The organism is Psychrobacter sp. H25, from assembly GCF_059076335.1.
Map to the genome: position 1 here is coordinate 3,103,818 of NZ_JCACRV010000001.1, position 13,997 is coordinate 3,117,814.

Consider the following 13,997-nt stretch of genomic DNA (forward strand, 5'->3'; position numbering starts at 1 on the left):
TATTATAAATATAGGGTCAAAGAAGCGAAATATCAGCCGTAAAGTATAGCAAATTTATTGGGGCCTGTTGAGCATTCAACTATTAAGTCTACCAAATACTAAGTCTACTTGTAGATGTCCGTACGACCATTCGGCCCATGTTTAAAACGGCGATGGAACCACATCCACTGGGTAGGATCGATACGAATGAGCCCTTCTAACGTCTCGTTGACTCGAGTGGCGTCAGCGACCTCGTCATGACTTGGGTAGTTGTCCAACTCTGGGGTGATAGTCAGATGATAATGTGGACGCTTACCACGCGGCAGACTGTCTGGTGTCTGTCGATAAGTGTGCAGCGCCATAACCGCAGGTGGCGTGGCTTTGTTACCCATTTTTGCCATACGGCGTGACGCCGTAATCGTCGCTGCTGGCACGCCAAAGAATGGTGCCATAACGCCTTGCTTGAGACCATAGTCTTGATCAGGGGAATACCAAATAACGTGTCCTGCTTTGATTGATGTGACCAAGCTGCGCATATCTCGGCTAGAGATTTGCTTACCAAATATATTGGTACGACCATTATAAATAAACCAGTCTAATAAAGAATTGTTTTGCGTACGGTACATGCAGTCCACAGGGAAAAACTGCGCGCTCAGCAAACCACCCAAATCGAGCATGGTGTAATGTGCACCTAATAAGATGACGGGCCGCTGCTCGTTTTGAGCATTCACCAGATGCTGTAGTCCTGAGATAGATACTGTTCTAGTAAACACATTGGGGCGAAACCAAGCGCACAAGGTTTCAAATACACCAATGCCTTGATTGACAAAAACTTGCTTGGCCATCAATTCGCGTTCAGCTTCTGGTTTTTCAGGGAATGCCAGTTTGAGATTGATTAGGGTGTCACGCCGGCGTGAGCCCGCAGCATTATAAATCAAACGACCAAGCTGACGTCCGAGCCAAAATTGCCAGCGTAGCGGTAGATACATCATTGGCAACATAATCAAGAATAATAACCAGATGCCCCAGTATTTTGGTGCTAAAAACTGCCACTGAAATGGCTTTTTATCTGCTTGCGCCGTACGCTTATGATTCTGCGTAATCGTTGGGGTACCAGCAGGTATGTTAGGCGACTTGTTTGACTGCTGCATACTTGGTGACGGTACGCTGCTATTGCTAGAGGGTTTACTGTGATCGTATTGTTCAGGCGCTTTCATAATATCCTTCTACAGCACTGTCTATGACATCGCGGCTAATGATAAAAAGTTATTGATATGATGGGGTAGCGTCAAACGCTTTGCAAGTTAGAATTTTTAGAAGGTGTCTACTATGCAGTACTGATATGCAGTATTTTTCTCTAAGAATATCTTAAAGAATAATAGTGACAATAAGCGTCATTATGGGGAGAGTCTTACAGTAAACGTAGTTACATAGACAGAGTCACGTGAGTCATACGCCTCTAATAGACATAAAAAAACCTTATAAGCTGTAAACAGCTTATAAGGTTTTGCAAAACTATTCTCTTATTGAATATTGCTACTATCGCTCCGAGAAAAAGACAATAGCAACAAAAATATAAGAGAGCGCTTTGATTAACGTTTTGAGAACTGTGGACGTTTACGTGCTTTACGTAGACCAAGTTTCTTACGTTCAACTTGACGTGAGTCACGAGTAACAAAACCAGCTGCTTTTAGGGCAGGCTTCAAAGTTTCGTCAGCTTCGATCAATGCACGTGTGATGCCGTGGCGGATTGCGCCAGCTTGACCACTAATACCGCCGCCTGCAACAGTGACATACAAGTCATATGCATTAGCTGAGTCTAATAGTTCTAATGGCTGGCGAACAACCATGCGTGAAGTTTCACGGCTGAAGTATTCGTCTAGTGGCTTACCGTTAACAACGATACTACCAGTACCTTTTGATAAAAAGACACGAGCGGTAGACGTCTTGCGGCGACCAGTTCCGTAATTGCGTTCCATAAGTATATCCTTAGATGTCTAGTTCTTTAGGTTGCTGTGCAGTATGTGGATGATCAGTACCCGCATATAGCTTCAGCTTCTTGATCATTGCATAGCCAAGAGGGCCTTTTGGAAGCATACCCTTAACTGCTTTATGTAGAACATCTTCAGGCTTATGTGCAAGCAACTTATTGAAGTTGGTTTCTTTGATACCACCTGGGTAGCCACTGTGACGATAGTACTTTTTGTCTTGTGCTTTTTTACCCGTTACCGTGATTTTGTCAGCATTGATGACAACAATAAAGTCACCAGTATCAACGTGCGGAGTAAAAGAAGGCTTGTGCTTGCCACGTAAGCGAGTTGCGATTTGAGTGGCTAAGCGACCAAGGGTTTTGCCGTCAGCATCTACGACATACCAGTCATGGGTCACTTCAGCTGGTTTTGCACTAAGTGTTTTCATGATAAAACCTTAAAATTAGAATTCGTTGAGAGTTTAGCTGGGAACGGGGCTCTCAAAAAACAGACTGCACATTATAAGCAGTAGCGCCTACGCTTGCAAGCTGCATTGGGGTTTATTTTCGCCTTTATACATTAAACTGCAGCGTTAGGCCAGTTTTTAAGCGGTTTTAAACATTTTTTACAGGTATTGATTGATTTTGCTAAAGGATCTTAACAAATAATCGCTAATGATGCGCTTAGCAATTACCGTACAATTATGACAATGACAGCTGATAAAGTCCAGCAACAACTTGACCGACTTTGGTTTGTTTCAAACAATTAAAGCTTATTATTTGCTGAGTATTAGATAAATGAATATCTGGGTTTTCACTAAGTGTCTCTTCCAACTGCTTAAGCTGAGCGCTTAAATCCTTATCTGCCTCTAAATAAATAAGCGTCTTTGTATCGACCAAATCATTTGTAATGAGCGTGGTCAAAATAGGCTGCCACAGATCTTGAGCATACGGTGGATCGATGAATACAATATCGAAAGGTCGCTGAGCCGGTTGGTCTTGCTTCAGTTGGGCTTGACCCAGTACTTGCTCAGCAGTGCCAGTGATGACGCTATAAGTGGCGGTATCAAGGCGTAGCTGCTCGGCACTCTGACGTAGCATGTTGCTCTGGGCGCTATTCACTTCGATAAAAGTAGTATGTGCCGCGCCGCGAGACAAGGCTTCAAACCCTAACACGCCGCTGCCCGCACAGCTGTCGAGCACCTGTGCACCATGAATATCAGCCAGTAACCAGTTAAACAGAGTCTCACGCAAGCGATCTGGGGTGGGGCGTAACCCCTCTGCATCGATAAAGCTCACAATACGGCGCTTAAACTGTCCACCAATGATACGTACATCGCCTGCCGCTGCGTTTTTTGTTTTGTGGGTTTTTTTTGATACGCGTCCGTTTGCGGGTTTTTTCATTATGGGGTCTCGTATACTCTGTTTTGCTTAAGCGTTTTATGTAGATGGGTGTACCTAGCAGTATCTACTCAGTAATAGTTTTTTAGCAATAACGGTCAAATACTACTATTCAGAGGTTGCCGCTGCTGCCTGTGTTTCTACCTCTGCTTCTGCCGCTTCCTGCGCTTCTAAAGCTTTTGCTTCTTTTTCACGCAGTGCGTCTTGCAATGCTTTTTCAAATGCCTTTTGTCGCTTGATGACTTTTAGCTCATCGGGTGACGGCGGTAGTACAGGATCAGTTTTGCGTTGTACCATCCAATAGTCAAATAACGCACGGCCAATAGGAGCGGCTGTAGTACTACCACCGCCACCATTTTCGACCAGCACGGCAAGCGCAATTTGTGGATCTTCTACTGGCGCAAAGCCATTAAACCAAGCATGATCCCAGTGGCGCTTATCTATCGCAGACTTATCATAGCGTTTGCCCTGAGCGATAGACTTTACCTGCGCGGTACCTGTTTTACCAGCGATACGGTAGCGCGGGGTGTAGATACCGCGTCCTGTTCCGTCTTCTATCACACTCTCCATGGCATCGTGCATACGTAACCAGTCAGAAGGCTTACCGTTATAATCAATTTTGCCATCTGGTTTGGTGATTACTTTTACCTTTGCGGCACCATCGCTGCTTTTTAGCAAGTGCGGGGTAATATGTTGCCCTTTACTGGCGGTCATGGCAGTAGCGTTGGCAATCTGTAGCGGTGTGGCTAAGAAATAGCCTTGGCCAATACTGACAGAGATGGTTTCGCCTGGTAGCCAGTTCTTATCATAAGTGTCTTGCTTCCATTTTGGTGAGGGCATGATGCCTGATTTTTCATTAGGAAGGTCGATACCCGTGTCCTGCCCAAAACCAAAACGTACCATCCAGTCGTGCAAGCGCTGGATACCCATCTCATATGCTAGCTTGTAGTAATAGGTGTCGACTGACATCGCGATAGATTTTTTTAAATCAACCGTACCATGCCCCCCGCGTTTCCAGTCACGGAACCGATGTGAGTCGCCAGGTAGGCTGAAGTAACCAGGGTCGTAAATAGTAGTGTCCCAGTCTCGCAAGCCATAATGTATACCGCCCAAACCTTCGAACGGTTTGATAGTAGAGCCGGGTGGGTAGGTGCCTTGTAAGGCGCGGTTGTATAACGGCTGATCCAGGTCCTCACGCAGGGCGTCGTAGTCTTTAAATGAGATGCCCGATATGAACGGGTTAGGGTCGTAGCTTGGGTTACTGACAAACGCCAATACGTCACCATTTTTGGGATCTATCGCTACAATTGCACCGCGGCGACCATCAAGTTGCTTTTGTGCGATGGTCTGTAAGCCATAGTCCAAGCTCAGGGTTAAATCATTACCAGAGGTTGGCGGTTTGGTGTCCAATTGGCGCAAGATATTGCCATGAGCATCTGTTTCTACTGACTGGTAGCCTGGTTGCCCGAGCAAAATATCTTCGTAATAGTCTTCGATGCCAATTTTGCCAATCAGGTCAGTACCTGCATAGCGGTCTTTGTCTATACGCTTAGATTCTTTATCATTTATACGGCCAACATAACCGATAACATGAGCAAACAGCTCATCATAAGGGTAGTCGCGTGTCAGCTTACTCTGAATAGAAACCCCGCGAAAAAAAGGCTTGCGCTCGCTAAACTGAGCCAGCTGCGCTTCCGTTAAGTCGATTTTGATGGTGACAGGATCGTTTTTGTTTTTGCTTAAACGCGCCAGAATATCCGTAATGTCTTCTGCTGTTAAGTCAAAGATAGGCGCGAGCAACTTCAAGGTGCGCTCAGGATTGTCGACTTCATCGGGGCTTAACATGGCAGTAAAGACGGGTTGGTTGTCTGCCAAAATGATCCCATTACGATCATAAATATAACCACGGCTAGGCGGTGCAGATATGAGCTTGATACGATTGTTATCAGCCTGCGTGGTGTATTTATCATGAGCATAGACTTGCAGATAACCATAACGCGTTATCAAGCCGCCCAAACCAATCAATATCAAAATCCCAAAGATAATAATACGGTTAGTAAAGGTGCTATTGACCTGCTCAGTATTGGGAGTTAGCGGTTTATTCATAGAAAATCAGAGCCCAATTGGTCAGTGAGTCAGTAAAAGAGGAATAAATGGGCGGCTTGGTCAACCAAAGTGCGGTGAGTCTAAAGGATAATGCAAATGGTTTCAATCACATAGCGTGGTACGAGAGAAATTTATGAGGCGTTGATTGGTACGATCGACTGTTACGTAGGGAGTCTTTGTTGTTTCACTACAAATTATAACAGAACAAATGAAAGGGTGCAGTATTTGGCTGCTCATTTTGTTCTGACCATACGTTCTATAAGCGATGGGCCATGGTGATATCTTTGCTAATAAAGATACCGTATAAAAGATGTCATCTTTAGTCACAACTTGCTGAGGGTCTATATGTGCTAATAAATGGCAAGTATGCTAAAATCAGGCGATTTATTTTATCGTAATTGTTACGGGCAGAGCGTCTTTTGAAACGTTCTAATTTGCTAATCACTTGTTATCAGTAACGACAATAGTAGCAACGACAATTAACCTGTCAGGGACTAGAGAAGTCATGGACGTAAATTCATTGTGGCAGACAATCGCTGAACACCCAGAGTTTTTTGCCATGCTGACCATTCCACCAGTGACGGCATTCGTCACTTGGGTACATGTGTGGATGGCACTCAAGATGCTGTTTTACCCGATTAAGTTTCGGGGTATTCGTATTCCGAATTTCCCGTTTTTTGGGTTGCCAGGTATCGGTTGGCAAGGTATCGTGCCGCGCAAAGCAGGCAAGATATCGGGCGTCATCGTTGATCAGACGCTATCAAAACTCGGTTCGCTTGATGAATTTTTTAAGGCGATGGAACCGGAGCAAATGGCGCTATTTGTCACTGACACGGTGGACAAAAATCTTGAGCCGTTGATTGATGAGATTATGCTCGATCATTCGCCCGCCCTATGGGGTAATCTGCCTTACGCCCTAAAGCGCCGTGTCTATGCCCAAGCACACAAAGAGCTGCCCAGTATCATGCAGTCGCTGGTGACAGATTTGACTTATCATGTCGAAGATCTAGTCGATATGCGTAAGATGATCGTTAACACGATGGAGAACGACCGTCGTCTGATGGTTAACATGTTCCTAAGGGTCGGTCAAAAAGAGATCGATTTTATCTGGCATATCAGCGCACTGATCGGTTTGGTGTTTGGTATTATTCAGATGTTTATATTTTTGGTGGTGCCGCAGCATTGGACCGTACCGTTTTTTGCCGCGATTTGGGGATTTTTGACCAACTGGATTGCCATTTGGATGGTATTCAATCCAGTAGAGCCCCGTTTTATACCTTACTTAAAGCTATTCACGGTACAGAGCGGCTTCCCGTTTATCAAGCCAGTGATGCCGCATATCGCAAGGTATCGTTTGCAAGGCGGCTTTATGAAGCGCCAAGAGGAAGTGTCTGAAGTTTTCGCTGAGATTGTGGTAAAAGACTTGGTCACTCTTGAGAACATCATGAATGAGATGATGTATGGTGATCGTTCAGCGCAAACTCGTGAATTGATGAAGTCACATCTATATACAGTACTAGAGTCACCCGTAATCAGCACGACATTACGTGTGGGGTTGGGTCGCCGTGATTATGGGCAGCTCAAAAACACCATTATCGATAAGTCAATTGTAGCGACGATGGTACCACTGCGTGATCCTGAGCTCAATGAAAGTCGCGCCAGTAAGATATTTGGTCTGTTTCGCGATAGGATACGGGCGCTAACGCCAAATGAGTTTCAGAATCTACTGCGTCCTGCCTTTCGAGAAGACGAGATGACCTTGATTGTATTGGGCGGTCTGACGGGATTCCTGGCGGGGTGGTTACATCTGGTGCTGGTGTTTTTCCCCTCAATGCCATGATATTGATACCATAACTTCGATGCTGTAATTTAGACGCTATGATTTTGATGCAATTATTCTATCGTGAGCGCACTGCGAGCAAGAATACGATAATAAGTATTTTTAAATAGTCACACACCGCAATATCTAATACAGTTTGAATCAATAAACTAATGTAAGACCAGTGACAGATAAGCATTTTGTATCAACCATTCACGTTGATACCTCTCAATGATAGTAGCGGGTTTTAGGTGCGTCTATAGCCACTAAAACCTCAGTTTTTGACCGTAAACTATGACCGCATAAAGGACTATTTAGCGTTTGCCAGTGGCTAGCAATGCCATCGGTGAACCCTTAATTGTATCCAAGGTAAACAAGGTTAGACCGTATGTTAATCACAGAATTGGGTTATTTTGCCTTGCTGGCCGCTTTTATACTGGCGATTTTGCAGGTGGTACTACCAACTATTGGCGTTATGCGTGACCATGTCGCTTGGCAGCGTCTAGCACCAAGTCTTGCATGGGCGCAATTTGCGGCCATGATCACATCATTTGCAGCATTAATGGCAGGCTTTTATTACAATGATTTTAGTCTTGTCTACGTCACGCAGCACTCCAATACGTTGTTGCCTTGGTACTATAAGCTATCTGCGACGTGGGGCGGTCATGAAGGGTCCTTGCTACTGTGGATGACCATTATGGCCACCTGGTGTGCACTGGTCTCTTATTTTAGCCGCGGTTTACCTCTCACGATGCGTGCACGTGTACTTGTCATATTGGCTGGTGTGCAGATGATGATGCTGGCGATGCTTATCTTCACCTCATCACCATTTGATCGTACCTTGCCCAATCTGCCCGTCGATGGCGCGGATCTAAATCCTGTTTTGCAAGATTTTGGTTTGATCATTCATCCACCGATGCTCTATATGGGTTATGTGGGTTTGGTTGTGCCATTTGCTTTTTGTATGGCAGCACTGTGGGAAGGTCGCTTGGACGCGGTGTGGACACGTTGGTCACGTCCGTGGGCGCTGGCGGCTTGGGGTTTCTTAACGGTTGGTATCGCGCTTGGTTCATGGTGGGCATATTATGAGCTTGGCTGGGGCGGCTGGTGGTTCTGGGATCCTGTGGAGAACGCATCACTGATGCCATGGTTGGCAGGTACGGCGTTACTACACTCGCTTGCAGTGACTGAAAAGCGCGGCGTATTCAAGGCATGGACAATCATGCTAGCGATCTTCGCCTTTGCGCTCAGTTTATTAGGTACATTCCTTGTCCGTTCAGGTGTCATCACTTCAGTGCATTCATTTGCCGCTGATCCGACCCGTGGTTTGGTGATTCTAGCCATTCTTGGGGTGATTATTGGCGGTGGTCTTTTGATGTTTGCGGTACGTGGGTGGCGTCTGACAGTTGAGAGCCAGTATCGTCTGGTTTCGCGTGAGTCCTTCTTAGTGATTAACAACGTTATCATTTTAATTTCGACCTTGGTCGTATTGCTAGGGACGTTGTATCCCATAATCGCTGATTCGTTTAATCTGGGTCAGGTTTCTGTTGGTCCTCCGTACTTCAACGCGCTATTTGTGCCATTAACCTGGCTACTGTTAGTGGCAATGGGTATGGGCTCTAATATCCGCTGGAAACAAGACAGCCGTCCATTACTGGGTGCTGGTATGGTTATCGCCGTAAGTAGTCTGGTGTTGGCCGCGATCATTGCTTATTTCACCAGTCCATCAGCGATACTAAATATTGGTGTTACGTTGGCAGTCAGCTTTTGGGTGCTGTTCTGGATGGTGGTCGACTTTAAAGACAAGACCAAAAACGCACCAAGTCGTCTAAGTGGACTGCGTCAGTTGCGCCTAAGTTATTGGGGTCAACAAACTGCTCATATTGGGGTGCTCGTTGCAGTTATTGGTGTGGCATTTACCACTACGCTCAGTATTGAACGTGATGTGGCGCTCGGACCGAACGATAGTGTCAATGTCCAAGGCTATGATTTTACGGTACAAGGGTTTAGCGAAGTAAAAGGCAGTAACTTTGATGCTACTCAAGCTGAGGTTGCGGTAAGTAAAGACGGTAAAGAAGTGACCACGTTATACCCTGAAAAACGCAACTATATTATCAGTATGATGCCGATGACAGAGGCAGCAATTGATGCCAGCCTGATGCGTGATGTGTATGTAGCACTTGGTGAGCCAATTGCTGAGGACAGCAACGAGTGGGCGTTCCGTATCTATGTCAAACCGCTCATTCGCTGGATATGGCTGGGTGCGCTTATTATGGCGTTCGGTGGCCTACTCAGTATGCTAGACAATCGTTACCGTATCAAAAAAACCAGAACACCTGCACAGATCGCTGCCAAAAAGTCAGGGTTTACGACGGTTGCAGATTTGGATGCGTCAGTTACAAAGACAGGGGATCATTGATATGACAGCCTCAAACAACACACCTGACAACAATAAGCAGCACAGTACTGCTCAACAAGGCAACAGAAAAGCCAAAAGTAAAAAATCACTAAAAATAGGGTTTTTAATACCTTTAGTAATTTTTGTTGGCTTGCTTGCCATGCTATATATGCGTCTGGGAAAACCGACCGATATTGTGACTAATACCGCGCTTGAGCGTCCTGTGCCTGCTTTTGAGCTGCCATTGTTGTCAGATACCAGTCGTATCATGACCAATGACAACCTGCCAGATCAGCCATTCCTCATGAATATTTGGGGCTCTTGGTGTCCGACTTGTATCATTGAACATCCTTTTTTGATGACACTAGAAGAGCGCGGTGTCAACTTAGTAGGTATTAATTACAAAGATGATATCGGTGATGCATTGGGCTATCTAAATAGGGGCGGCGATCCATTCTCGATGTCTATTCAGGATCTATCAGGGCAATTTGCTTTAGATTTGGGTTTGACGGGTGCACCTGAGACCTTCGTTGTAGATGGTGAGGGGATCATTCGTCAGCATATTATCGGTGAGATCAATGAGAGCAATTGGCAAAGTCGTATCACGCCTTGTTTGATGGTGCTAAACGAAGCCAATAATAACGGTACCAGTCCAGATCCGAATCAGGTTGCGGAGGCATGTAAATGATGGCCTATCAAATAAAAACCCTGGTTATAAAACTAACAAGCGTTCTCATTGCTTGTTTATTGAGTATGACCAGCTTTGCTGCTATTGATGTTTATGACTTTGACTCTGTACAACAAGAAGCTCAGTATCGCGGTCTCATTGAAGAGCTACGCTGTCCAAAATGTCAAAACCAAAACCTAGCAGGCTCTGATGCACCAATTGCTCAAGATTTAAAACAAAAAACTTATAACATGGTCAAAGACGGCCGAAGTGATGGTGAGATTCGTGCTTATATGCAGGAACGCTATGGCGACTTTATCAGTTATAAGCCACCAGTCCGTCCTTCGACATGGATCTTGTGGTTTTTCCCACCATTATTGCTCATCATCTTGATCATTGGATGGTTTTGGCAAAGCAAACGGCGTCAGCTGGTCGCTAGTGGCGACAGTGGCGTGGCAGTAGAGCATACTACTGAGGCATTATCTGCCACCGAAAAAGCGGAGCTTGAGCGTTTGTTATCACGTGCTGATAATAAAGACGATCATGACATTACAAGCCTTGGGGGCAAAAAATGACCATATTCTCTACGGTTGGCTTATTTATTGCGCTAAGCTTACTTATTGCCTTATTGCTTGGTGTTATCGCGATCAAGCCATGGCTAAAAGCACCGCGCAAACACAGTAAGCCTGTGGACAATCAGCTATTAGATATCAACGTTGCCGTGTTCCGTGAGCGTTTGGCTGAGCTAAAAACAGATAAAGATAGTGGCATCATTGATGATCACCATTATCAAAACCAAAAGCTAGAGCTAGAACGTCAGCTCTTAGATGCTCAGCGTGAAGTCGCCCCTATGGTCACGCCTGGTATCAAAAGTCGATTGATCATCATCGTTTGGGTCCCCGTCCTTACAGCCATGGCCTACTTGATGGTCGCTGATCGTACTCCTGTGTTTGAGCTATGGGCTGCTGAGGACAAAGTAGGTCAAGTGGCTGATGATTTATTAACAGGTAAAATTGATCAGCCGCCAGCCTGGGCTATCGAAGATGGTAATCAGCTGATTAGTGCCATGCAGACCAATGTCTATCGCCATGCCTATGACTACAATCGCTGGATGCGCCTATCAGAGCTATTTTTGTCATTAGAAGCGACTGATTCAGCGCTAGAGGCTCTATCACGTGCTTATCGCCTGTCACCCGACAACGAAGAAATTGCAGCGACTTATGCGCAGATCAGTTTTTTTGCTAATCAAGGTCAGCTAGATGCTAATAGTCGCCGAGTACTAGAAGAGTTATTGGCAACTAACCCAGAGCATGAAGGTGCTCAGATGCTGATGGCAATGGGTGAGGCGCGAGCGAATAACTTTGACCAAGCACAAGGCTGGATAAAACGCTTGCGTGCTAGTATTTCTGCCAAGCCAGGCGATCATACGCAGGCGCTCTCAAGCCTAGATGAGCTGAGTGCTAATGTGGCTATCCAGCAGCAGCAAGCCTCTGAAGGTGTTGAGGTGACCGTTAAGATAAATTCAAGCTTGCTACCGTTGGTCAAAGCTGATGATGTGCTGTTTGTCGCGATTCGTGATGTCAATGGTGGACCACCGTTTGCCGCCAAGCGCTTACCGATCAGCGCCATCAAGCAAGGCGAGGCTACTATTAGCCTAAGCGATCTTGATGCTATGATGCCAGGACGTACTATAGGATCTGCTCGAGGAGACAAAGTACAGTTGGCAGTCATTGCTCGTATCAGCCACAGTGGTAACGCAGTCGCAGAGTCTGGAGACCTGTCAGGTAATCCCGTAGTGATTAGTGCTGATCAAACTCAGGCCAATGTAGAAATCAATCAGCAAATACCGTAGCATAGTCTACTCACTACAAAAGCGTAGCAGCCTCATTCTGGTTGTAAGTGAGATATATTGCTTTGCAGCAGTTAAATAACGGGTGGTTTTAATACTCTTTTAAGTTCGCTGTACTATAGACTTCTCTGTTACTATGAGTCGCTATCACCTTAGTGACACTGTCCGTTATATAAGGGCGCAACAGTGTTGTATGAACAGCTAAGTCATAGCAACTCATAACCGTAATTATGAAAATACTTGAGGTTTGCAAAGCCACAAGGTAAGGTAGCTTTGCAAACCATTAATCCCTAAGTTTTATTAATCCCAAAATCCTATCTATTAAGGAGAGTCGTGTAATGATGCGTATTATTTTGCTAGGACCACCAGGCGCCGGTAAAGGTACTCAAGCCCAGTTTATTTCTAAAGAATATGACATTCCACAGATCTCAACTGGCGACATGCTACGCGCAGCAATCAAAGAAGGTAGCGAGCTTGGCAAAAAAGCCAAGGATATTATGAATGCTGGTGGTTTGGTTTCTGATGATCTTATTATCAACCTAGTCAAAGAGCGTATCGCTAAGCCTGATTGTGTCAACGGTTGTATCTTGGATGGTTTTCCGCGTACTATTCCTCAAGCGCAGGCACTTGCAGATGCTGATGTTGCCATCGATCATGTGGTCGAAATAAGCGTACCTGATGACGAAATCGTCAGCCGTTTGTCTGGCCGTCGCCAGCATCCAGGTTCGGGTCGTGTTTACCATGTGGATCACAACCCACCAAAGGTTGATGGTATCGATGATGTCACTGGCGAAGCGCTTATTCAGCGTGAAGATGACCAAGAAGCGACTATCCGCGACCGTCTGTCTACGTATCATGAGCAAACGTCAGCATTGGTTGGTTTTTACCAAGACAAAGCGACTGAGGGTGATGATGCACCTAGCTATGATAAGTTTGATGGTACGCAAGGTATTGATGAGGTCAAGCAGCAGATCTTATCAGCGTTAAAAGGCTAATGATCGATTGTAACTAATTCATTTAGCCAGTCGATATCGTCATTAAAGACCCTGTTTGATAGCAGGGTTTTTCTATATCTGTTGATCCAATATGTCTATTAATTCAAGATCTTACAGATTTATCTTTCATGATGGCTAACAAATAATTTTGTAAATTCTCATGAGAAATCACACAAAAAAAACCGCTTACTCATTATAAGTAAACGGCCTCTTATCAAATATACGACTGGTAGAGCTCATATATTTTAATTAATGCTTATGCGTTACCTTGAGCATCCACTTGCGCTTGCTGCTGGCTTTGCGCGTATGCTTGATCAAAGTTCACAGGAGCGAGTAGTAATTGCGGGAAGCTACCACGCGTCACGATGTCGCTGATGACCTCACGAGCGTATGGGAACAGCACGTTAGGGCAGTATGCACCTAAGATTTGACCGATTTGGTCTTCTGGGATGTCTTTTAGTAAGAAAATACCTGCCTGATGCACTTCAGCGATAAACGCTGCTTCTTCCGCATTTTTGGCAGTAACGCTCACGGTAAGGATGATCTGATAATGGTCATCATCTAGCTTTTCAGCATTGCTAGACAAGTTGATATCAAGCTCTGGGTTCCACTCTTTGGTGAATACGCTCGCGCCTGGTACTTCAAGTGACATATCTTTTACGTAGATGCGCTCTAATGCCAATTGTGGTTGTGCTTGTTCTTCAGCCATGATAAATCCTCTAAAATTAAATCAAATAATTGGGCAAACGGTCATTTTAATAGAAATTCATTGTAATATAAATAGGGACGAAAACTCGATGTTTTTATCACTACT

Annotated in this window: 12 protein-coding genes; 6 read left to right on the forward strand and 6 right to left on the reverse strand. The window is 45.1% G+C overall.

What is annotated here, in order from left to right; all coding sequences use genetic code 11:
• Positions 1 to 104: 104 nt before the first annotated feature.
• From AC5JPO_RS12690 to mrdA, 5 genes are all read right to left on the reverse strand, one after another.
• Positions 105 to 1,196 carry an LpxL/LpxP family acyltransferase gene (locus tag AC5JPO_RS12690; RefSeq protein ID WP_443526090.1) on the reverse strand — a complete coding sequence of 364 codons (1,092 nt, stop codon included), beginning with the start codon at positions 1,194 to 1,196 and terminating at the stop codon, positions 105 to 107.
• Between the two features lie 375 nt (positions 1,197 to 1,571).
• Positions 1,572 to 1,958, reverse strand: a complete 387-nt coding sequence (rpsI, locus tag AC5JPO_RS12695; protein WP_021813618.1) for a 30S ribosomal protein S9 — start codon at positions 1,956 to 1,958, stop codon at positions 1,572 to 1,574.
• Between the two features lie 10 nt (positions 1,959 to 1,968).
• Positions 1,969 to 2,397, reverse strand: a complete 429-nt coding sequence (gene rplM / locus AC5JPO_RS12700; protein WP_057761004.1) for a 50S ribosomal protein L13 — start codon at positions 2,395 to 2,397, stop codon at positions 1,969 to 1,971.
• 253 nt (positions 2,398 to 2,650) lie between these two features.
• Positions 2,651 to 3,352, reverse strand: coding sequence for a 16S rRNA (guanine(966)-N(2))-methyltransferase RsmD (gene rsmD, locus AC5JPO_RS12705; RefSeq protein ID WP_443526093.1), 702 nt, complete (start codon positions 3,350 to 3,352; stop codon positions 2,651 to 2,653).
• Positions 3,353 to 3,457: 105 nt separating this feature from the next.
• Positions 3,458 to 5,455 (reverse strand): penicillin-binding protein 2, encoded by a 1,998-nt coding sequence (mrdA, locus tag AC5JPO_RS12710; RefSeq protein ID WP_443526095.1) that lies wholly within the window; start codon positions 5,453 to 5,455, stop codon positions 3,458 to 3,460.
• A 505-nt stretch (positions 5,456 to 5,960) separates the two neighbouring features.
• Here mrdA and AC5JPO_RS12715 point away from each other — a divergent pair.
• The 6 genes from AC5JPO_RS12715 (at position 5,961) to adk (ending at position 13,183) form a co-directional block, all read left to right on the forward strand.
• Positions 5,961 to 7,295: a DUF445 domain-containing protein gene (locus tag AC5JPO_RS12715; protein WP_319050646.1), complete on the forward strand. Its 1,335-nt coding sequence runs from the start codon at positions 5,961 to 5,963 to the stop codon at positions 7,293 to 7,295.
• 367 nt (positions 7,296 to 7,662) lie between these two features.
• Positions 7,663 to 9,693 carry a heme lyase CcmF/NrfE family subunit gene (locus AC5JPO_RS12720; RefSeq protein WP_443526097.1) on the forward strand — a complete coding sequence of 677 codons (2,031 nt, stop codon included), beginning with the start codon at positions 7,663 to 7,665 and terminating at the stop codon, positions 9,691 to 9,693.
• 1 nt (position 9,694) lies between these two features.
• Positions 9,695 to 10,360, forward strand: a complete 666-nt coding sequence (locus AC5JPO_RS12725; RefSeq protein WP_319050644.1) for a DsbE family thiol:disulfide interchange protein — start codon at positions 9,695 to 9,697, stop codon at positions 10,358 to 10,360.
• 65 nt (positions 10,361 to 10,425) lie between these two features.
• On the forward strand, positions 10,426 to 10,914 hold the full coding sequence (locus AC5JPO_RS12730) for a cytochrome c-type biogenesis protein (protein ID WP_442967645.1): 489 nt from the start codon (positions 10,426 to 10,428) through the stop codon (positions 10,912 to 10,914).
• Positions 10,911 to 12,191 carry a c-type cytochrome biogenesis protein CcmI gene (ccmI, locus tag AC5JPO_RS12735; RefSeq protein WP_319050642.1) on the forward strand — a complete coding sequence of 427 codons (1,281 nt, stop codon included), beginning with the start codon at positions 10,911 to 10,913 and terminating at the stop codon, positions 12,189 to 12,191. Before AC5JPO_RS12730 ends, ccmI begins: the two co-directional genes overlap by 4 nt.
• 338 nt (positions 12,192 to 12,529) lie before the next feature.
• On the forward strand, positions 12,530 to 13,183 hold the full coding sequence (adk, locus tag AC5JPO_RS12740) for an adenylate kinase (RefSeq protein ID WP_319050671.1): 654 nt from the start codon (positions 12,530 to 12,532) through the stop codon (positions 13,181 to 13,183).
• 256 nt (positions 13,184 to 13,439) lie between these two features.
• On the opposite strand, the gene secB is transcribed toward adk, so the two are convergent.
• Positions 13,440 to 13,892, reverse strand: coding sequence for a protein-export chaperone SecB (secB, locus tag AC5JPO_RS12745; RefSeq protein WP_057760989.1), 453 nt, complete (start codon positions 13,890 to 13,892; stop codon positions 13,440 to 13,442).
• Positions 13,893 to 13,997 lie beyond the last annotated feature (105 nt).

Excerpts from the sequence above, each read along its gene's own strand:
- ccmI (WP_319050642.1), top strand. The coding sequence starts at position 10,911 with ATGACCATATTCTCTACGGTTGGCTTATTTATTGCGCTAAGCTTACTT.
- rsmD (WP_443526093.1), bottom strand. The coding sequence starts at position 3,352 with ATGAAAAAACCCGCAAACGGACGCGTATCAAAAAAAACCCACAAAACA.
- AC5JPO_RS12690 (WP_443526090.1), bottom strand. The coding sequence starts at position 1,196 with ATGAAAGCGCCTGAACAATACGATCACAGTAAACCCTCTAGCAATAGC.
- AC5JPO_RS12715 (WP_319050646.1), top strand. The coding sequence starts at position 5,961 with ATGGACGTAAATTCATTGTGGCAGACAATCGCTGAACACCCAGAGTTT.
- adk (WP_319050671.1), top strand. The coding sequence starts at position 12,530 with ATGCGTATTATTTTGCTAGGACCACCAGGCGCCGGTAAAGGTACTCAA.
- mrdA (WP_443526095.1), bottom strand. The coding sequence starts at position 5,455 with ATGAATAAACCGCTAACTCCCAATACTGAGCAGGTCAATAGCACCTTT.
- secB (WP_057760989.1), bottom strand. The coding sequence starts at position 13,892 with ATGGCTGAAGAACAAGCACAACCACAATTGGCATTAGAGCGCATCTAC.
- AC5JPO_RS12720 (WP_443526097.1), top strand. The coding sequence starts at position 7,663 with ATGTTAATCACAGAATTGGGTTATTTTGCCTTGCTGGCCGCTTTTATA.
- AC5JPO_RS12730 (WP_442967645.1), top strand. The coding sequence starts at position 10,426 with ATGACCAGCTTTGCTGCTATTGATGTTTATGACTTTGACTCTGTACAA.
- rplM (WP_057761004.1), bottom strand. The coding sequence starts at position 2,397 with ATGAAAACACTTAGTGCAAAACCAGCTGAAGTGACCCATGACTGGTAT.
- AC5JPO_RS12725 (WP_319050644.1), top strand. The coding sequence starts at position 9,695 with ATGACAGCCTCAAACAACACACCTGACAACAATAAGCAGCACAGTACT.
- rpsI (WP_021813618.1), bottom strand. The coding sequence starts at position 1,958 with ATGGAACGCAATTACGGAACTGGTCGCCGCAAGACGTCTACCGCTCGT.